General features: G+C 68.3%; 23 protein-coding genes and 2 pseudogenes. 8 read left to right on the forward strand and 17 right to left on the reverse strand.

Going from position 1 to position 16,378, the window contains the following annotated elements; translation table 11 throughout:
- Positions 1-76: 76 nt before the first annotated feature.
- Together ACIBI9_RS52825 and ACIBI9_RS52830 are read right to left on the reverse strand one after the other, a co-directional pair.
- Entirely contained in the window at positions 77-616 is a 540-nt protein-coding gene (locus tag ACIBI9_RS52825) for a hypothetical protein (protein ID WP_397235026.1), read from the reverse strand.
- 70 nt (positions 617-686) lie between these two features.
- Complete coding sequence (locus ACIBI9_RS52830; protein ID WP_397235027.1) at positions 687-1,424, reverse strand: LuxR C-terminal-related transcriptional regulator; 738 nt, start codon at positions 1,422-1,424, stop codon at positions 687-689.
- 138 nt (positions 1,425-1,562) lie between these two features.
- Here ACIBI9_RS52830 and ACIBI9_RS52835 point away from each other — a divergent pair, with 138 nt between their 5' ends.
- Positions 1,563-3,368, forward strand: coding sequence for a hypothetical protein (locus ACIBI9_RS52835; protein ID WP_397235028.1), 1,806 nt, complete (start codon positions 1,563-1,565; stop codon positions 3,366-3,368).
- 106 nt (positions 3,369-3,474) lie between these two features.
- Positions 3,475-4,116 carry a class I SAM-dependent methyltransferase gene (locus ACIBI9_RS52840; protein ID WP_397235029.1) on the forward strand — a complete coding sequence of 214 codons (642 nt, stop codon included), beginning with the start codon at positions 3,475-3,477 and terminating at the stop codon, positions 4,114-4,116.
- A 9-nt stretch (positions 4,117-4,125) separates the two neighbouring features.
- On the opposite strand, the gene ACIBI9_RS52845 is transcribed toward ACIBI9_RS52840, so the two are convergent.
- Positions 4,126-5,106, reverse strand: a complete 981-nt coding sequence (locus ACIBI9_RS52845; RefSeq protein WP_397235030.1) for an NlpC/P60 family protein — start codon at positions 5,104-5,106, stop codon at positions 4,126-4,128.
- Between the two features lie 299 nt (positions 5,107-5,405).
- On the opposite strand from ACIBI9_RS52845, the gene ACIBI9_RS52850 reads away from it, so the two are divergent.
- Positions 5,406-5,804, forward strand: coding sequence for a hypothetical protein (locus ACIBI9_RS52850; RefSeq protein WP_397235031.1), 399 nt, complete (start codon positions 5,406-5,408; stop codon positions 5,802-5,804).
- Positions 5,805-5,882: 78 nt separating this feature from the next.
- Positions 5,883-6,512: a DUF305 domain-containing protein gene (locus tag ACIBI9_RS52855; protein ID WP_397235032.1), complete on the forward strand. Its 630-nt coding sequence runs from the start codon at positions 5,883-5,885 to the stop codon at positions 6,510-6,512.
- Between the two features lie 133 nt (positions 6,513-6,645).
- Here ACIBI9_RS52855 and ACIBI9_RS52860 read toward each other — a convergent pair whose 3' ends face one another.
- The 3 genes from ACIBI9_RS52860 to ACIBI9_RS52870 form a co-directional block, all read right to left on the reverse strand.
- Entirely contained in the window at positions 6,646-6,978 is a 333-nt protein-coding gene (locus ACIBI9_RS52860) for a toll/interleukin-1 receptor domain-containing protein (RefSeq protein ID WP_397235130.1), read from the reverse strand.
- Between the two features lie 165 nt (positions 6,979-7,143).
- Entirely contained in the window at positions 7,144-7,350 is a 207-nt protein-coding gene (locus tag ACIBI9_RS52865; RefSeq protein WP_397235033.1) for a hypothetical protein, read from the reverse strand.
- Positions 7,347-7,817, reverse strand: coding sequence for an SPFH domain-containing protein (locus tag ACIBI9_RS52870; RefSeq protein ID WP_397235034.1), 471 nt, complete (start codon positions 7,815-7,817; stop codon positions 7,347-7,349). Before ACIBI9_RS52870 ends, ACIBI9_RS52865 begins: the two co-directional genes overlap by 4 nt.
- 89 nt (positions 7,818-7,906) lie before the next feature.
- On the opposite strand from ACIBI9_RS52870, the gene ACIBI9_RS52875 reads away from it, so the two are divergent.
- Together ACIBI9_RS52875 and ACIBI9_RS52880 are read left to right on the forward strand one after the other, a co-directional pair.
- The gene (locus tag ACIBI9_RS52875) at positions 7,907-8,128 is read left to right on the forward strand and encodes a hypothetical protein (protein WP_397235035.1); all 222 of its coding nucleotides are present in this window, start codon (positions 7,907-7,909) and stop codon (positions 8,126-8,128) included.
- 200 nt (positions 8,129-8,328) lie between these two features.
- Positions 8,329-8,514, forward strand: coding sequence for a hypothetical protein (locus ACIBI9_RS52880; protein WP_397235134.1), 186 nt, complete (start codon positions 8,329-8,331; stop codon positions 8,512-8,514).
- A 23-nt stretch (positions 8,515-8,537) separates the two neighbouring features.
- Here ACIBI9_RS52880 and ACIBI9_RS52885 read toward each other — a convergent pair.
- The 4 genes and pseudogenes from ACIBI9_RS52885 to ACIBI9_RS52900 form a co-directional block, all read right to left on the reverse strand.
- A pseudogene (locus ACIBI9_RS52885) lies at positions 8,538-8,681 on the reverse strand (hypothetical protein); the annotation flags it as partial.
- A 377-nt stretch (positions 8,682-9,058) separates the two neighbouring features.
- Positions 9,059-9,598: a hypothetical protein gene (locus tag ACIBI9_RS52890; protein ID WP_397235036.1), complete on the reverse strand. Its 540-nt coding sequence runs from the start codon at positions 9,596-9,598 to the stop codon at positions 9,059-9,061.
- 194 nt (positions 9,599-9,792) lie between these two features.
- Entirely contained in the window at positions 9,793-10,200 is a 408-nt protein-coding gene (locus tag ACIBI9_RS52895) for a hypothetical protein (protein ID WP_397235037.1), read from the reverse strand.
- A 77-nt stretch (positions 10,201-10,277) separates the two neighbouring features.
- On the reverse strand, positions 10,278-10,472 hold the full coding sequence (locus tag ACIBI9_RS52900) for a hypothetical protein (RefSeq protein WP_397235038.1): 195 nt from the start codon (positions 10,470-10,472) through the stop codon (positions 10,278-10,280).
- A 53-nt stretch (positions 10,473-10,525) separates the two neighbouring features.
- Between ACIBI9_RS52900 and ACIBI9_RS52905 the strand changes: the two genes are divergently transcribed.
- The gene (locus ACIBI9_RS52905; RefSeq protein WP_397235039.1) at positions 10,526-10,708 is read left to right on the forward strand and encodes a hypothetical protein; all 183 of its coding nucleotides are present in this window, start codon (positions 10,526-10,528) and stop codon (positions 10,706-10,708) included.
- Here the strand turns inward: ACIBI9_RS52905 and ACIBI9_RS52910 are convergent.
- Positions 10,692-10,916 carry a hypothetical protein gene (locus tag ACIBI9_RS52910; protein WP_397235040.1) on the reverse strand — a complete coding sequence of 75 codons (225 nt, stop codon included), beginning with the start codon at positions 10,914-10,916 and terminating at the stop codon, positions 10,692-10,694. The two genes, ACIBI9_RS52905 and ACIBI9_RS52910, sit on opposite strands and share 17 nt — an antisense overlap.
- Before the next feature lie 369 nt (positions 10,917-11,285).
- On the opposite strand from ACIBI9_RS52910, the gene ACIBI9_RS52915 reads away from it, so the two are divergent.
- Positions 11,286-11,954, forward strand: coding sequence for a hypothetical protein (locus ACIBI9_RS52915; RefSeq protein ID WP_397235041.1), 669 nt, complete (start codon positions 11,286-11,288; stop codon positions 11,952-11,954).
- 286 nt (positions 11,955-12,240) lie between these two features.
- On the opposite strand, the gene ACIBI9_RS52920 is transcribed toward ACIBI9_RS52915, so the two are convergent.
- From ACIBI9_RS52920 to ACIBI9_RS52945, 6 genes and pseudogenes are all read right to left on the reverse strand, one after another.
- Positions 12,241-12,585 (reverse strand): hypothetical protein, encoded by a 345-nt coding sequence (locus ACIBI9_RS52920; RefSeq protein WP_397235135.1) that lies wholly within the window; start codon positions 12,583-12,585, stop codon positions 12,241-12,243.
- A gap of 14 nt (positions 12,586-12,599) precedes the next feature.
- A pseudogene (locus tag ACIBI9_RS52925) lies at positions 12,600-12,662 on the reverse strand (hypothetical protein); the annotation flags it as partial.
- Positions 12,644-12,880 carry a hypothetical protein gene (locus ACIBI9_RS52930; protein ID WP_397235042.1) on the reverse strand — a complete coding sequence of 79 codons (237 nt, stop codon included), beginning with the start codon at positions 12,878-12,880 and terminating at the stop codon, positions 12,644-12,646. The pseudogene ACIBI9_RS52925 and the gene ACIBI9_RS52930, both read right to left, overlap by 19 nt.
- A 330-nt stretch (positions 12,881-13,210) precedes the next feature.
- Entirely contained in the window at positions 13,211-14,047 is an 837-nt protein-coding gene (locus ACIBI9_RS52935; RefSeq protein ID WP_364854482.1) for a carbohydrate ABC transporter permease, read from the reverse strand.
- Positions 14,044-14,901, reverse strand: coding sequence for a carbohydrate ABC transporter permease (locus tag ACIBI9_RS52940; protein ID WP_397235043.1), 858 nt, complete (start codon positions 14,899-14,901; stop codon positions 14,044-14,046). The genes ACIBI9_RS52935 and ACIBI9_RS52940 overlap by 4 nt, the downstream gene beginning before the upstream one ends.
- Positions 14,902-15,014: 113 nt before the next feature.
- Positions 15,015-16,340, reverse strand: a complete 1,326-nt coding sequence (locus ACIBI9_RS52945; protein ID WP_397235044.1) for an ABC transporter substrate-binding protein — start codon at positions 16,338-16,340, stop codon at positions 15,015-15,017.
- Between the last annotated feature and the right edge of the window lie 38 nt (positions 16,341-16,378).

Genomic DNA, 16,378 nt, shown 5'->3' on the forward strand with positions numbered 1-16,378 from the left:
GCGCAAGGGCTCGCACGGAATGGCAGGCATCCGCACGGATCAGCACACTTTCCATAAAGGCGCGGCATTGTGCGGGCTAAGCTGTTCGAGCCGTCACCGTTCGCCAGCCGAAAGTTACGGCGCCGGTCAGGAGCGCCACTCCGGACAGCACGCCGCTGACGAGCGGCACCCAGCCGACCGCGCCGGTCGGGGCGAGGAGCAGGCCGGCGACGCCGAGCAGGGTGAGGACCGCACCGGGTATGGCGATGCCCCGGTCCTTCCAGATCGGCGCCAGGGCGATGAAGTGCACGCCCACCACGAACGCGACCCAGGCCACGTTGGCCTGCGCCGGAAGTCCCCAGGCGGCCAGCACCCGGAGCCCGCCGAAGAGCAGGAGCGCCTCGGCGGCGACGACGATCAGATAGCCGCGGCCGAACATGTTCCGCCGCGGGCCCGCGCCGCCGGCGTGCTGCCTCCGGGCCGTGACGAACCACATGGCGACCACGCTCGCGGCCGCCAGGCAGGCGGCCGCCCGCAGGAGGTTCACGGTCAAGGTGTTCAGCGGGCTCTGCGCGTTGACGACGACGAAGACCGCGCCGAAGACCGCGCCGACCAGCAATCCAGTCATACGTTGCATGACGTTCATTGAAGTGCGTGCCGGATCCCGTCCGCAGGAGGGCTGGGGCGAGGACGGGGTAGTCCTGGCCCTACCCCGCCGTGCCGCGCAGGTAGGCGAGCACGGCCAGCACCCGCCGGTTGTCGTCGGCGGTCGCGGGCAGTTCGAGCTTGGTGAACACGCCGGCCACGTGCTTGCCGACGGCCGCCTCGGTGATCGACAGGGCGCGGGCGACGGCGCTGTTGGAGCGCCCCTCGGCGATCAGCGCGAGCACCTCGCGCTCCCGCCGGGTCAGCCGGTGCGTGGGCTCGGTGACCTCCCTGGCCTTGGCCCAGGTCCCCTCGAACAGGTCGATGAGGGTGGTGATCAGGCTCTGCTGCCTGATCACCAGAGCCCCCGGCGAGTGCGGGACGGGCGTGATCCGGACGAACGCCACCGCGCGGTCGAAGACGAGCAGTTGCTGGATCTGCTCGTCGATGACCCGGTGCAGGTCGCCGGCGGCGTGCAGCTCCCTGATCCGGGCCGCCTTGCGAGGGTGGTCCAGGACGCTCGCGTGGACGATCGTGCGCATCGTCATGCCGCGCCGCAGGGCGTCGAGCACGCGCAGCCGACTCTTCTGCTCCTCGCGGCCGCGCTCCGTCGAGCCCACCGGGTGCATGGCGCGCAGTTCGCCGGCCGTGCGGACGGCCTGCGCGATCTGCTTCCGGACGAGCTCGTCGTCCTCCACCCGCTCGACGTCGACGGGGATGCCGCGCAGCTCACCCACCACCTCCTCCAGCCGACGGGCAAGCTGGGCCAGCGACACGCTCTCGTCCACACGCCTCCTCATCCGACGGCACCGCCGTACTGGGACATTCTGACCGATCCTTGGCGGCGCTTGTGGCGGGAGTTACAAGAGAGGTCCAAGTGATCCCCAAGACGGGCCGGGGAGCATGGTCCCTCTTCTGTGGAAAGAAAGGGACCCCCGATGAGAAGGACAGCGTTGCTGCTGGGTGCCGTGCTGCTCAGCAGCCTGCTGGCCGCCCCTCCAGCGCTCGCCGGCCCCGCGGTCAGGACGGCCGCCCCCGCGGTCAGGACGGCCGTGGCCAAGGTCAAGGCGAGCCCCGCCAAGCAGTCCGGCGCCTGCCCCACCACGGTCGGCTTCTCCGCCGTGGTCGCGGCCAAGGGCCGGGGAACCGTGCGTTACCGCTGGGTGCGCGGTGACGGCAGCAAGGGCGCCATCAAGAGCTTCCGCGTCAACGGCTCGCGCAAGGTGGTCGTGAGGGACCGCCAGACGTTCGACCGGACCACCTCCGGCTGGCAGGCCGTGGAGATCCTCGGCAGGAAGGGGCTGTCGGCCAAGAGCCGCTTCAGCGTCGCGTGCGCGGGCCCGGTCGAGGTGTGGGACGGCGCCCACCCGCTGCCCGCCGAGCCCGGCAGGCCGCTGGTCGCCGCGGCCGACGTCGAGGCGCGCCCGGCGACCTACCGCGGCGCCTGCCCCACGACGGTGTTGTTCACGGGCACCGTGCAGGTGTCGCGCACGCCCGCCAAGGTCGACTACCAGTGGATCGACAGCAGCGCGGGGGAGGGCCGGCCCGAGTCGCTCTACTTCGCGGCGGGCGGGCCCCGTACCCGGCAGGTGACGCTGCCGCTGTCCGTGGGCAGCTCCACCGGCGGCTGGAAGGCCATCCGCATCCTCAACGCCGGCGGCCACGACTCCGGCCGCGCCACCTACCAGGTGACCTGCTCCACCACGCCGACGACACCGCCGCCCACCACGCCGACGCCCACTCCGACGGTGACCCCCACGACGACCCCGACGTCGGAGCCGCCTGCGCAGAAGCCGGTGCCGCAGATCGTCGACGTCACCCCCGGCGACTACGAGGGCAGCTGCCTGGAGCCTGTCCCGTACCAGGCCACCGGCCGCATCTCGCTCCAGGCCGGCCCGGCGCGCAAGGTCACGTACTGGTGGATCCTCGATGGCGTCAAGTGGGCGCCGCAGACCGTCGACTTCCCCGCCGGCGACCAGCCCCGCACCCGTGAGGTGTCCGCCACCTGGAGCCTCGACTCCGGCCGGAACGGCACCCACACGCTCGGCCTCGCGGCCGACGGCGGCCCCGCCGAGCCGGCCGAGCGCGAGTTCTCCTTCACCTGCGCCGACGAGGGCGGCGACGCCAAGCTGACCTTCGAGTACATGCTGACGCCCCACTTCACCGGCCAGTGCGACGGCTTGTTCAGCCTGCGGGCGGACGCCATGGTCGTGACGGACCGAGAGGCGGACATCAAGTACCGCCTGGTCGTCGACGGCAAGCCGGGCACGCTCAGGACCGAAACCCTCAAACCCGGCGTACGGGCCAAGATCGGCGACTTCTGGTACAGCAACACCAGGTCCAGCGGCTCCGGCGTGGTCCGCCTGGAGATCCTGAACCACAACAAGCCCGCCAAGCAGGAGCCCTACACCTGGACGTGCACGCAGCCCGACCCGTCGCCGGGCACGGTGCAGATCACCGAGATCGAGTCGGTCGGCTACTACGGGAACTGCGTCGCCGACCCGTCCCTGACGGCCTTCGGCGAGTTCAAGGCGCCGGTCGGCACGGAGATCAGCTACCACTGGGTCATCGACGGCCAGGCCGGGCGGACCATCACCCTCAAGGTCCCGGAGAGCGGGATCCTCGGCGTCCAGGCGTTCAGCTGGAGCCGGCCGGCCAGGACCGACGGCACGGTCAAGATCGAGATCCTGAACCACAACAAGCCGACGGCGCAGACCACCTACCCCGTCCGCTGCGAGAAATGACGAACCGTGCGTGCCGTCGTCCAGGCGACGGCACGCACGCCGACGCCGTCTCCGTCCGTCATGAGCCAGTCTGGAAGACGTCAGCCCCTGAACAGAGGTGATCGTCGTGACTGACCTGTCCGGATTCCAGCATCCCCGCCTGGCCCGCATGTACGTCGAGGCCTCCGCCGCCGCGGACCTGCGCGGCGGGCGGGAGCACCGCAAACGGCTCCTGGACGGGCTCGAGGGCCGGGTGATCGAGATCGGCGCCGGCAACGGCCGCAACTTCGCCCACTATCCCAAGACGGTCAGCGAAGTCGTCGCGGTCGAACCGGAGGACACCCTGCGCCGCTTCGCCGAGGCCGAGGCCGCCTCGGCGCCCGTGCCCGTGCGGGTCGTGGCCGGGCACGCCGAGGCCCTGCCGGGCGAGGAGCACGCCTTCGACGCCGCGGTGGTCTCGCTCGTGCTGTGCAGCGTGCCCTCGCCGCCGGCGGCGCTGGCCGAGATCGCCCGGGTGCTCAGGCCGGGCGGGGAGCTGCGCTTCTACGAGCACGTACGATCGTCCAACCCGGCACTCGGCCTGCTCGAAGACGCGATCAGCCCCTTGTGGCGGCGGATGGCCGGAGGGTGCAGTCCCAACCGCGACACGCTCGCCGCGATCCGGCGGGCGGGGTTCGCCGTGGACGAGGTCGAGCGGTTCGCCTTCGCGCCGCAGCCGATCGTCCCCGCCCTCGCGCACCTCATCGGCCGGGCTCACCGGAGCACGTAGAGGCCCCGGTCAGGGGCGGACCGCGCCGAGCAGGCGGGTGCGCCAGTAGTCGTCCAGATCGACGACCTTGATGACGTCCCCGGTCTGCGGCGCGTGGACCATCTTGCCGTTGCCGGCGTACATGCCCATGTGCCCCAGCCCCTTGCTGAAGAGCAGGTCGCCGGGCTGCAACGCGTTCAGCGGGACGCGGCGGGCGGCGCCCCAGCTCCACTGGGTCCAGGTCGTACGGGGCAGCTCGACCCCAGCCTGCCGCCAGGCGGCCTGGGTCAGGCCGGAGCAGTCGTAGGAGCCCGGTCCGGTGCCGCCGAACCGGTACGGCTTGCCCACCTGGGCGAAGGCGAACTGCAGCGCCATGCGGGCGTTGCCGGAGGCCGGGCCGGTGTACTTGATGCCGGCGCTGTTGGGGTCGCCGGTCTTGAAGGCGCCCAGCCTGCGCAGCAGCTTGGTCTGCTCGGCGATCAGCTTCTCGATCTTGGACTTCTCGTCGCGTACCTTGTCGCGCGCGGCGTCGGCCTCGCCCAGGGTGGTCTTGGCGTCGTTGCGCCGATCGCGCAGCTCCTTGGTGGCCGCCTCGTAGGCACGGACCTTGGCCGCCCGGGACTCGGCCATCTCCTGGAAGGACGCCATGCTGTTCAGGATCGCCTGGGGGTCGGCCTGGCCGGTGAAGCGCTCCCATCCTCTGAGCGGGCCGAACTGGTAGTCGTTGACGGCCAGCCGGACGAGGTCGTCGCGCAGGGCGCCGGCTCGGGCGTCCTTGAGGCGGAGCTCGGTGTTGAGGGCGTCGTACTTCTTCTTGGCCTTCTTGTACGCTTCGGTGGCCTGGTTGTAGCGCTCGACGACCTGGTCGGCCTGCTCGTTCAGCTTCACCAGCTTGGCCCTGGCCTTGGCCGGCGACGGCTCGGCCACGGCGGTGCCGGACGTGGCGACCAGCGCGACCACGGACAGGGCCGCGGCCGCCGCTGTTCGTCCAAGCCTTGTCGGGACGGCCACTACGACGCCTCCTCGTAAATCTCCAGAACCTGGGGCGAAATAGTACAGAAGTGAAAGGGCTGTCTGGCCTGTTTGCGGCAATCGACGATCCGGAACGGCGGGTACTACCTGTGCTAGGGGACGGTCACGCCGGTCCAAGAGGAGATACGCGCGGCGCGCCTTCGGCGTTCAACGGGAGGCTCATCGTGCTGGGGCATCTACTACTATGACCAATAGTTGCTTGGTTGTCCGGATGAGCAGTGATGTCGCTGGATATCCTGGCATGAGTACTAACGTCGGCAGGTGTGAGGAGGGAGCGCATGGCACGGCGGTTGCTCCTGCCCGGCCTCCCCTGGCTGCTGCCCCTGCTGATCGCGTTCGGCGTGGCCGGCATGCACACGCTCGGGCATCTCGCCTCTCATCATGGTGTCGCCGTCGTTCAAGGCTCGCACGTTCACGCTTCTCCCGTGACGGCATTCGAGATGGACCGAAGTGAGCCTGCGATCTGCTCGCGGGACGCGGTCGGGTTCGACCCGAGCGACGTGTGCCTGGCCGTGCTCACATCGGTCATCGCACTTCTGGGCGCGGTCGTCTGGGCCGCCACACTGTACTGGCATGCGGGGATGGGCGGTTGGGGGTCCCCGGCGCGTACGGCGGCCAGAGCGCCGCCGCGCCGCCTGGCGCCGAGCCCCGCAGCGCTCTCGGTGATGCGCATATAGGCCGAAATATCGGCGGACGGTCGGAAAGGCCGGTCCGCGATGACGGCCTGCGTACATCCATCACCGAAGGAAAACACCATGTTCACAAATATCAGGATCTCCGCTGCCACCGCGGCGGCCGGAGCCGTGCTCGCGCTGGTCGCCGGCTGCGGCGGCGCCGACAGCGGCTCGATGGGGCCGGACATGGCCGGCATGTCCAGCAGCGCGCCCGCCGCGACGTCGGCGAGCGCCTCGCCCGCGGCGGAGTTCAACGACGCGGACGTGATGTTCGCGCAGATGATGATCCCGCATCACGAGCAGGCGGTCGAGATGGCCGACCTGGCCGCCGGCCGGGCCGCCGACAAGGAGGTCAAGGAGCTGGCCGCGAAGATCAAGGCCGCTCAGGACCCGGAGATCCAGACCATGAAGGGCTGGCTCACGGCCTGGGGCAAGCCGATGCCGTCCGGCGGCATGGACCACGGGATGGGCCATGACATGCCCGGCATGATGTCCGAGGACGACATGAAGAAGCTGGAGGCGGCCAAGGGCGGCGCGTTCGACCGGCAGTTCGCCGAGCTGATGATCGCCCATCACAACGGCGCGATCCAGATGGCGCGTACCGAGCAGGCGCAGGGCTCCAACGCCGAGGCCAAGGAGCTGGCGAAGACCATCGAGACCGCCCAGCAGGCCGAGGTCGCCCAGCTGCGCGAGATCCTCGACCGCCTCTAGGAGACGACCGCCCTCAGGAGACGGCGGCCCTCAGGGGACGGCGGCCTCCAGGGGGCGGCGGCCTCCAGGGGGCGGCGGCCTCCAGGGGGCGGCGGCCCGCCGTCGCACGGCGGCGGGCCCCGGGACCGACGGGCTACCGCTTCTGTGCGACGGCCGCGGCGAGCTTGGCCACCTCCGCGTCGCAGCCGCGGCGCAGGTCGATCGGCCGGCGGATCTCGGCGAACGGCGGCAGCTCCGCGTCGTCCAGGCGCACCGGGACGACGCGGCCCGCCGAGCCGTTGTAGACCTGGGTCAGCAGCGCCGCGTAGGCGTCCATCAGCCCGGCGTCGCCGACCGAGTTCCGGCTGAACAGCAGCGCCCCGTGCGCCGCCCCCTCGATGGCCTCGCCCTTGGCGATCAGCTCGACGACCCCCGGCCCGACCGACCACTCGGCGAAGAAGACGGTCAGGCCGTGCGCGGTCAGCAGCCGCCTGGCCGCGGCCCGCGTCGACGTAGGAGAGGAACAGGTCGTACCGCTCCCCGCCGGGCCCGCCGGGCCCGGCGGGGAGTCCGGCGGGGGGCCTGGTCAGCCCCGCCGCGAGCAACGGCACGATCGCGACGACCCCGGCGACCGCCCCGATCCACTCCGGGATCATTCGCCCTGCTCCAGCTCCTTGTCCGGCTTCATGTCGCGCAGCCGGCTGAGCATGTCACGCAGCACCATCAGCTGCAGGTGGTCCCCGTCGCCGCCGGTCACGATGTCCGGACCGTCCATGCTGGAGATGGCCTTCGCCAGCTGGATCAGCGTGTGCCGGGCCGGCCCCAGCAACTCGACGTCGATCTGCTTGTCGGCGTTCACGCGGCGGCGCTCCGCGCGGGCCCTGGCCTCGTCGATCTGCTCCTCGACCGTGAGGAGGCTGTGGGTGATGTGCATCCGCCTGCCGCGCAGCTCCTCGTCGGCCGCCTCCTGGAGCAGGGCGTTGAGCTGGGGTCCTCGGCCTCGACGGCGCCGAGGTTGGTCTGCAGCGCCTCGACGCCCCACTCCTCCAGCGCGCTGCGGACCTTGGCGGCGAAGGCGGTGCGGGTCTCGGCGTAGCGCCTGAGGAACTCGTCGATCGTCCCCGCCATGGCCATGCCGTTGAAGTAGCCCGCCACGGTCGAGCCGAGCACCCGCTCCACGAAGCGCTGCACGGGACGGGGATCGTCGTACACCCCGCCGAGCGGCGAGTTGCCCGTGCCGCCGAACTCGCTGACCAGCGTGGGCGCGGCCGTCTCCGGGATGCGCAGCGTCTGGTTCATGTCCACCTGCAGCCGGTAGCCCTGCACGTTCAGGACGATGCGGTCGAGCTCGGCGTCGTAGTTGCCGCTCCGAGTCGCTCTTGTCGCGCCACTCGAGGATCATCACCCGGGTCGGCATGAGCACGACCCGGACGAACCACGGGTTCAGGGCGAGGAGCGCGCCCTCCTTCAGGGTCTCCTCCTGCACGCCCCTGGTGCCGCCGCGGGCCAGGAACTCCCACGGCTTGCGGAAGCTGCTGTGCCCCTCGACGGGCTCGCCCATGGCCGCGCCCTCGGCACCGTCCAGCGTGACGACCACGCCGGTGTGGCCGATCGGGATCGTGACCTCCTTCAGGTGACAGGGCGATGTTGGCCAGCGGCGGGGAGAGAATCCCGCCCTGGGGTGTTCCCGCAATGTCTCTTCCGCTTCGCCAAGGGCCGTCATGACCCCGGACTTGAGGAACGCCCTCACCAGCGCACACAGGTTGCGGGCTTGCTGCGTGGTCCATGCTCCGGTCGCGTGTGCGGTCACTCCGGCCAGGTGCAGTCGCCGGGTGCCGTGCTCGATGACGACCAGTACATACAGCCGTTTGAGCAGCATCGTCTCGACTATGAGGAAGTCACAGGCGATGATCGCCTGGGCTTGAGCGGTCAGGAACTGCCGCCAGGTCGGCCCGGCCGGGGCGCCGGATCGATACCGGCGGTGTGCAGGATCTTCCACACCGTGGAAGCGGCGATCGTGTAACCCAGGCGCGCCAATTCGCCTTGGATTCCTCTATGTCCCCAGGTCGGATTCTCCCGCGCCATCCGCACAATCAGTGCCTCGACCGGCCGGCGGGTGCCGGGCCGTCCCGGGCGCCGTCTGTCCGTGAAGGTCCATTTACGCGCTACCAAGGAGCGGTGCCAGCGCAAGATCGTCGCCGGGGTGACCGGGAATACTTCCGCCCACAGGCGGCGGAGGGCCTGGTTCTCGTGACGGAGTACCAGCAGTTAAACGTCCTTGGACCGATCAGATCGGACCGGCACCGTCAGCAGGGCGAACAGGCACCTCACCAACCGGCAGACCAGCGACAACACCTTGCGGCGGTCGCAGTCGCAGATCTGATCGCGCCAGCAAAACCCCAGCTCACAGCATGAAACCGTGTTTCCGGGCGGGACACGTTCGGGAGCCGAGGCCAGTCGTCCACGCGGCAGACCGGGCCGACTGCACCTGCGGGTGCGCAAGGGACAAACAAGCTGCGGTGCAGGTAGAGCGGGTCGCGGAGCCGCCGAGTTTGAAATCGCCATGCCTACTTGTCGTCCGTGCTGTTCGCGATGTAGACATAGCCGGTGCGATGGCGTCGCATCACCTGGTGCCACGTCGCTGCGTCACAGGATCCTGCAACGCGCTGAATCGCCTGATCCCAGATGAAATAGCTTTCACCCAGGTCGAGCCAGCTGTCTTTCCGTGCTCGCTTGTCCCAACTTGCCGTTGGTATCTGTATGCAGTCATGTCGGTGCGACTTGTCTTGGCTCGTGATTTTCAGCACTTCTATGCCCTGCTCATGGGTGCGTATCACAAGACAAGGGCGAACTTTCCAGCCTGAACGCTCGGCGAAGTGGAGGGACGCCCAGCAGATTTGACCTGGGTGCAACCGGGATCTCCAGGACGCGTTCGGGGGTTCTAAGTGAACCGTGGGGCGCGTGGCGGCCCGGCGCTGGGCGATGTAGTGGAGGAGCCGTGCAAGGAGGGCCAGGATGCCTATGAAGGCGATGAATCCAAGGATCATGGCGAGAGGGGAGGGCGCTCTGCCGGAGGTGGCCATCGCGTAAGGGAGTGTGCCCATCACCGGAGGCACCTTACATACATGTCGGACACCACAGTGGCGTTTCCTCCATCCAGGCTGAATAACTGCGTCGCTGAGAGGAACGTGTTCCGCTCGTCGGAGGCGCACGTCGTGCGGAATATGTGGCGCAGTTGCGCGGAGGCCGCGAACTGCGCCAGGGGAGTGGAGCGGGGCACTTCCGGCTGCTGGCGAGCGGTTCAGGGAATGCAGGGGCTGGGTGGTCTCACCTGCTGTTTGTCCTTCAGGAAGGCGCGTAGTGCCGCGGGGTGCAGGCCGGAATCGATGTAGTGGACTCCGGCGTCGTACAGCTTCTGCCAGGTGCCGCTGTCGGCGTGGTAGACGCGGAAGTACTGTCCGCGGGAGTTCGCCGTGCGTACCAAATGCCGGAGCACGGCCGGGTCGTTGTACGCGTCGGTCCAGGCGCTGCTCACCAGCGGAACCCGCTTGCAGCGGCCCATGCGATGAGGACCGTTCAGCTCGGAGGCCGCACCGTCGATGCCGACGAAACGCCAGCCGTCGATCACGGGATTCGTCGGCCTGTTTCCGGTCAGGACCACGTCCACTCGGCCGGAGATCTTCCGGCCGTCGTGCCGGCGGGTGACCATGGTGCGGTAATGGTCTCGAAGCGTCTGGTGCAAAAGTTCGAACGCTCGTCGGGCTTCCTGGCCGGTGGACTTGATGTCTACGAGCAACTGGAGCGGCCGTAGTAGCGCGGCAGGACGGTCGGGCTGCCGTATTTCCGCTGGTTGTGGTCGATGACGTCGCGGAGTTTGTTCAGGTAAAGCTCGTCCAGTCTGCCGGTGGTGGGGGAGGTGTGTCCCACCCAAAGGCTTTCCTCGTCGGCGAGGTTCTTGACGTACCAGATGTCGGCTTCCACGCTGGTGTGTCCGTTGAAGCGCGTCGCACAGAGGCCGCCGGTTCTCGTAGTCGTTGTGGGAGTGGGCGTTCGGCAGCCAGGGCGGCTGGAACGCCGTGCAGGGCTGGAACGGCGGAGGTGGTTCCTTCGTGGCCGAGGCGGCGGCGGGATGGAGGAGCGTGGCGGCGAGGGCGGCGGCCCGTGCCCAGATCGTTCTCGTGGTCATCGAGACTCCCTTGATCAACGTGCGCAGGTGATGGAGGGGCCGCGCAGGGTCGAGGTGCGGCTCTGGGCGCCGGCGAGAGACACGTTGATGGTGATGTCGCCGTGGTACCGCTTGCCGGACTGGCACGCCGCGGGCGTCTCGAGCGCGGCGTTGATGCCGGCCTGCGCGGGGTTCTGGAACCTGTCGAACTGGTACGACGTCTCGACCGCGTCCGGGAGTCCGCCCCGGTGTCGCCTCAAGGCTAATGTGGCCTTTACGTACCGAATGCGTCGGTTATTGCATGAGAAGTAGTAATTTACCCTGATTCGCTGGCCAGCCACGATGTGCGGGTCCGGCCGGTAAATGCGGCATCCGGGGATAGACGTCCCTTCTGCGGCCGCCGCTGCTTCCGTGGTCGTTGTCCCCATGGTGACGAGAGCCAGAACCGTGGCCGTGAAGAGGGCTTTGCCCCTGCTGTTCGTGTTCATGTCCCGACATTCGCGCCTCGGGAAGCCGGTGGGCAAGGGATGTCGTGTCCGCGGACGGATTGCGGACAGAGCGACCGCCGTCAATGCCGGAGTTACGGCACAATCTCAGGCATACCGATGACTTCGGGATTGGACAGATAAATGGAAACCGGACAATGGTACGATTATCGCCACGTTCTTCGCCAGTTCTATGCCGATCTCGAAGAGCTGCGCAAATCCGCCAATTCGCCTAGTGTGCGGAAAATTGCCGCTGATATTAACCGCAGCAAGACCGTGATCGGTGATCTCTTCTCCGGCCGCAGCATCCCACCGGAACCGGCCGTGCGGGACATCATCGAGTATCTGGGCGGCGGCTGGGGCGAGTGGGAGCAGCGCGTCCGTGAGGCGCGGCAGGCCGAAGCGAGAGCGCGGGCCGAAGAGCGATCCCCGCGGCCCGACCGCCCATGGCTGCGGCATCTCGTCATCACATCGGTCAGCGCGGTGCTCGCCGCCGGGGTGGGCCAACTCGTCGGCGCCGCACTGGAGCCGAAGACGACGACGCAGGCGCCGAACCCCGCCCAGATGCCCATCGTGGGGCGTCAGCACTGCGCCGTGGTGATCGTCGACTCGGCCCCCGTCTACCACCTGCCTGACCCGCAGGCAGGCATTCTGAGGGAGAAGACCAGGCAGCAGCTCATCACATATGACGATAAATACTCCGACAAATGGGTGAACGGCGTTCTCTTCCGCGCCGTGCGGACGCCGAACGACCGGCCTCAGTACCACTGGATGATGGCCGACCACCTCAAGGTAACGGCATGCGCTTCCTAGAGGTCGTCATGCGGCGCCCCTGAGCACGAACCGGTCCCGCTGCCGGCGCTGGCCTTCGCGGTATCCATCGACTACCGCCGATGGGTGTAGCCCGTTCTCGGGGACCTTTTGAGCTGGGCGGTCGGGCTTTGGGGGGCGGGTCCCGGGGCCGCGGCACGCTGCCGGAACTCGATCGGATGCGGTGCGGGCATGACACGCTTCCTTCCCCGTTGACACACGGCCAGCTCAGGTCATGTGTACATGGAAACCATTTCTGCCGTCTGCAACAGGCCGGTCTACGGCGAGATCATGTCCCTTTCTCGAAGGACTTCCGATCGACGCCACGGCGCGGGCGGAGCGGGCGAGCGAGGCCGTCACGGCCGGAGGGTGCGGGGGCATCCGCGGGCTCAGCGGGTGGTGAGGGTGCGGGCGCTTGGCCGCCGCTCACCGAAGCAGGGAAGAAGCCCTGCACGTCGAGAGCGATGCGGGGATCGTCGGCGATGTCCGACAGCGCGGACTTGCGGTTGTGCATGGCCTCGATGTGCTCCTCGACGGCGGTCCCGGTGGTCAGGGTGGTGACGGTGACCGTGCGGGTCTGACCGATCCGGTGGACCGGTCGGATGCCTGGGCCTCCACGGCCGGGTTCCACCACCGGTCGAAGTAGATGACGTCGGCGGCGCACGTGAGCGTGAGCCCGGTGCCCCCGGCCTTCAGGCTGAGGATGAGCACTTCGGACCGTCGTCGGACTGGAACAGGCGGACGATGTCGGCCCGTTGCTCCTGGTTCAGGCCGCCGTGGAAGAACGGCGTATTCACCCCGAACTGTTGGGCGAAGCGCCGGACCAGCAGCTCACCGGTCTGCCGGTCCGAGGGCGGCGCTATCGGCGTTCGCGATGAGCTGGAGGTGGGCACCTCAGACAACAGGCGCCGGGTGACGGCGTACACCATCGACAAGATCACGAAGCATGATCCCAGGTGACCCGGACCAGCCATGCGGCGCCCCAGAGCCCTTCCGCTCACCGGGCGAAGGGCTCTGTGTTTGAAGTACTCGAGTTCTTGAGCCCACACCCGCTCTCCGCAAGGGGTGGGCGCAACTGGCCGCCGGCAGCAAGATCCTCAGCTCGTACGCCCACCGCACCGTCCTGGTCGGAGCGTGTGTGCGACCCGGAGACGACCTCTTCCTCACCATCGACCAACTTGTGCTCGACCTCGCCGATGAACCGCGCAGGGCATAGATCTGGGGCTGCAACGGGCAGCCCGACCAGCAGTGGACCACCGTCACTTGACGGCTCCTCCGGTGATGCCGGAGATGATCCGTCTTTGGGCGACGACGAAGACGACGACCAGCGGCAGGCTCATGAGCACGACATAGGCGAAAACGAGGTTCCAGTTGTTCTGATACAGATTGCTGCTCGCCACCGAGTACAGGTTCAGGGGAAGTGTCGAGTACGTCCCTCCGCCGAGCACGAAGAAGGCGTAGAAGACGTCATTCCAGATGTAGAGGCAGATGAGGATCGTGGCGGTCGCGATGACCGGGCGCAGCAGCGGCAGGACGACCTTGATGAAGATGCCGAGCGGCCGTGCGCCGTCCATGCGGGCCGCTTCCTCCACCTCGACCGGTATGGTCCGCACGAAACCGGTGACGAAGAAGATCACCAGGGACATGTACATGCCCATGTAGACCAGCACCATGCCGATCGGCGTGCTGGCCAGGTGGAGTTGCCGGAGCAGCAGCACGATCGTGACGACGGCCGGAGGCAGGATGATCCCGCTGATCGCAGCCGAGTAGAGCACAGCCATGACGCGCCCTGCCCGCCGAGCCAGCACCCATGAAGCCAGCGAGCCGAAGATCAGCACCCCGGCGACGGACGGCACCATGACCAGCAGGCTGCCGAACAGCGCCCACAGCATGCGCCCCTGCGTGAACGCCTGGGAGTAGTTGTCCCACAGGTGCCACACCCGCGGGAGGGACAGGTCGGGCAGGTTCGCCTCGCCTTGCGACTTGGCGGAGGTCACCAGGGCCAGCCACAGCGGGATTCCGATGACGACGGCGGTCAGGATGATGACGACGGCCGGGTGAACGAGGCGGGACCAGCCCCGGGTGGAGATCCTCACAGGACGCGCTCCCTCTTGCGCAGGTAACCGATGACAGGGAAGGCCAGCAGAGCGACCAGGAGAAGGAGGGCGAGGCTCATCGTGGTCGCCTGGGCGAACAGGCCGTTGCCGTAGACGCGGAAGATGTAGATGTCGAGCACCTCGGTCTGCTGGGCGGGCCCTCCCCCCGTGGTCGCCAGGATCGTGTCGAACCCGTTGAAGGAGCCCAGCAGCGCGGTCGCGACGTTGAAGGTCACCGCGGGGGCGATCAGCGGGAACCGGATGGATCGGAAGGTCCTCCACCTGCCGGCGCCGTCGATCCTGGCCGCCTCGAGCACGTCGGCCGGGATCGTCTTGAGACCGGCGAGGAAGATCACCATCGCCAGCCCCATCCACTTCCAGGAGTTCACGAAGGCCACCGTCACCACCGTCCACGTGGTGCTGCCGAGCCAGGGGATCGTCACCTGCTGGCCGGTGAGAGCGCCGAGGAGCCCGTTGAGCGGACCGTCGGGCTTGAGGAGCGCCTGGAAGGTGTACCCCACCGCCAGGGCAGACATCAGCACCGGGATGAAGAAGACGACCCTGGCGAACCGGTTGATCCGGGTGTCGCGCTCCAGGAGCAGGGCGAGCCCCAGCCCGAACCCCGTTTGCATGATCGCCACCAGGACCGCGTAGACGATGGTGATCCGCAGTGACGACAGCAGGGAGCCGTTGGACAGCACCGCCTTGACGTTGGCCAGCCCCACGGGGCGGATGTCGTCATGGAAGGCCGACCAGTCCGTGAAGGCGTAGACGAAGTTGAAGACGGTCGGTAGGAAGAAGAACACGGCCAGCACGGCGAACGCCGGAGCGAGGAACGAGCTCGGGTACAACACCGCTCGCCGCGGCGAGCGACCGGAAGCGGCCGAAAGAGAAGGGATCATGGCGATCCTGCATGCCTTTCAGTGTGGTGGCGGGGGGCGGGAGGGGGTCCGTGCCCCCGCCGCCGTCAGAAGCCCTGGATCCCGAGTGCCTGGGCGAGCTGGGCGAACTGCGACTGTGTGGTGGAGGTCACCTGTTCGGGGGTCATGGTCCCGTTGACCATGTTCGCCAGGTTCACGTAGAAGTCCGGGTTCACCGCGGCGTTCTGCTGCATGGAGCCGGCCGCGTCGCCCAGCGCGGCCGTGGCCTGCTTCACGACCTCCGGCACGCCGGCGGGAGTCGGTACGGCAGGCTCGATCGACACGGTGCCGGCAGACTTCACGTAGTCGGGGTAGTAGGTCTCCAGCCAGAACCGCAGGAACTGCCGGGCGCCCGACTCCCGCTTCGGATCTCCGGTCTTGAAGGCGACCAGGGCGTTGTCACCGCCGGGCACCGACGTGGCGATGTTGCCGTTCTTGGAGATCGGGAACCAGCCGATCTCCCGGTCTATGGTCGCCGTGTCCGCCGTCGACTGCATCAGCGACGCGAACGAGGTGAGCTGCAGCACCATCGCCGCCTCGCCCTTGAGCAGGGCCGGGCCGGACTCGGTGTACTTGGAGGTCTTGTCGTCCTTGTTGAACAGACCCTGCTTCACCATGTCCTGGAACTGCCGGACGGCGCCGAGGATCTCCGGATCGGTGAACTTCTCCTTGTTCTGGCTGACCCGCTCCCACAGGCCCTTCTTCGACGCCTCGGCCAGCAGGACCTGCGGCCACCACTGGGTGGGCCACTGGTCGCCGGCGGCGCCGAAGAACGGCGCCACCCCCTCCGCCTTGATCTTCTGGGCGTCGGCGAGCAACTCGTGGAAGTTCTTGGGCGGGCTCGTGATCCCCGCCTTCTGGAACACCGACTTGTTGTAGAAGACACCGAGAACGGAGGGGACGTTGACGAAGGCCGCGTAGTGATGCCCGTTCACCAGGCCCAGCTTCTGGATGGCCGGCGTCTGCTTGGCCAGCCACGGCGCGCCGTCCAGGCTCTGCAGGTCGGTGGACGGCTTGAGCAGCGCGAGCATGCTGCCTGTCGGCTGCCAGGTGGCGAGGTCCGGTTTGGCGCCCGTGGCCAGCTTGGTCGGCGCGTTGGTCTCGTAGACGTCGGGAATGACGATCTTGTTGATCTTCGCTCCCGTCTTGGCCTCGAACGACTTGATGACGTTGTCGGCCATCGAGGCGGTCTGCGTCGACATCCACAGGGTGAGGGTCACCCCCTGCAGGCCGGCGCCCGGGTCAGGCCAGGTCGTGGCGACCGGCCCGGCTGTGGCTGAGGACGTCCCGGGGTTGCCCGCCGAGCAGCCGGCCAGCAGCAGCGCCCCGCACGTGGCGGCGGCTGCCGCGCGGGAAAGGCCTCGCGTCTTCATGGATTCTCCTGGTGTGTGGTGGGAGGTGAGGGCTGCCA

Source organism: Nonomuraea sp. NPDC050451, assembly GCF_044458585.1.

What these genes read in the sequence shown, in the direction of transcription:
- ACIBI9_RS52825 (WP_397235026.1), bottom strand. Translation starts at nt 616, where the DNA reads ATGCAACGTATGACTGGATTGCTGGTCGGCGCGGTCTTCGGCGCGGTC.
- ACIBI9_RS52830 (WP_397235027.1), bottom strand. Translation starts at nt 1,424, where the DNA reads ATGAGGAGGCGTGTGGACGAGAGCGTGTCGCTGGCCCAGCTTGCCCGT.
- ACIBI9_RS52835 (WP_397235028.1), top strand. Translation starts at nt 1,563, where the DNA reads ATGAGAAGGACAGCGTTGCTGCTGGGTGCCGTGCTGCTCAGCAGCCTG.
- ACIBI9_RS52850 (WP_397235031.1), top strand. Translation starts at nt 5,406, where the DNA reads ATGGCACGGCGGTTGCTCCTGCCCGGCCTCCCCTGGCTGCTGCCCCTG.
- ACIBI9_RS52855 (WP_397235032.1), top strand. Translation starts at nt 5,883, where the DNA reads ATGTTCACAAATATCAGGATCTCCGCTGCCACCGCGGCGGCCGGAGCC.
- ACIBI9_RS52875 (WP_397235035.1), top strand. Translation starts at nt 7,907, where the DNA reads ATGAGCACGACCCGGACGAACCACGGGTTCAGGGCGAGGAGCGCGCCC.
- ACIBI9_RS52895 (WP_397235037.1), bottom strand. Translation starts at nt 10,200, where the DNA reads ATGGTCACCCGCCGGCACGACGGCCGGAAGATCTCCGGCCGAGTGGAC.
- ACIBI9_RS52915 (WP_397235041.1), top strand. Translation starts at nt 11,286, where the DNA reads ATGGAAACCGGACAATGGTACGATTATCGCCACGTTCTTCGCCAGTTC.
- ACIBI9_RS52930 (WP_397235042.1), bottom strand. Translation starts at nt 12,880, where the DNA reads ATGGTGTACGCCGTCACCCGGCGCCTGTTGTCTGAGGTGCCCACCTCC.
- ACIBI9_RS52945 (WP_397235044.1), bottom strand. Translation starts at nt 16,340, where the DNA reads ATGAAGACGCGAGGCCTTTCCCGCGCGGCAGCCGCCGCCACGTGCGGG.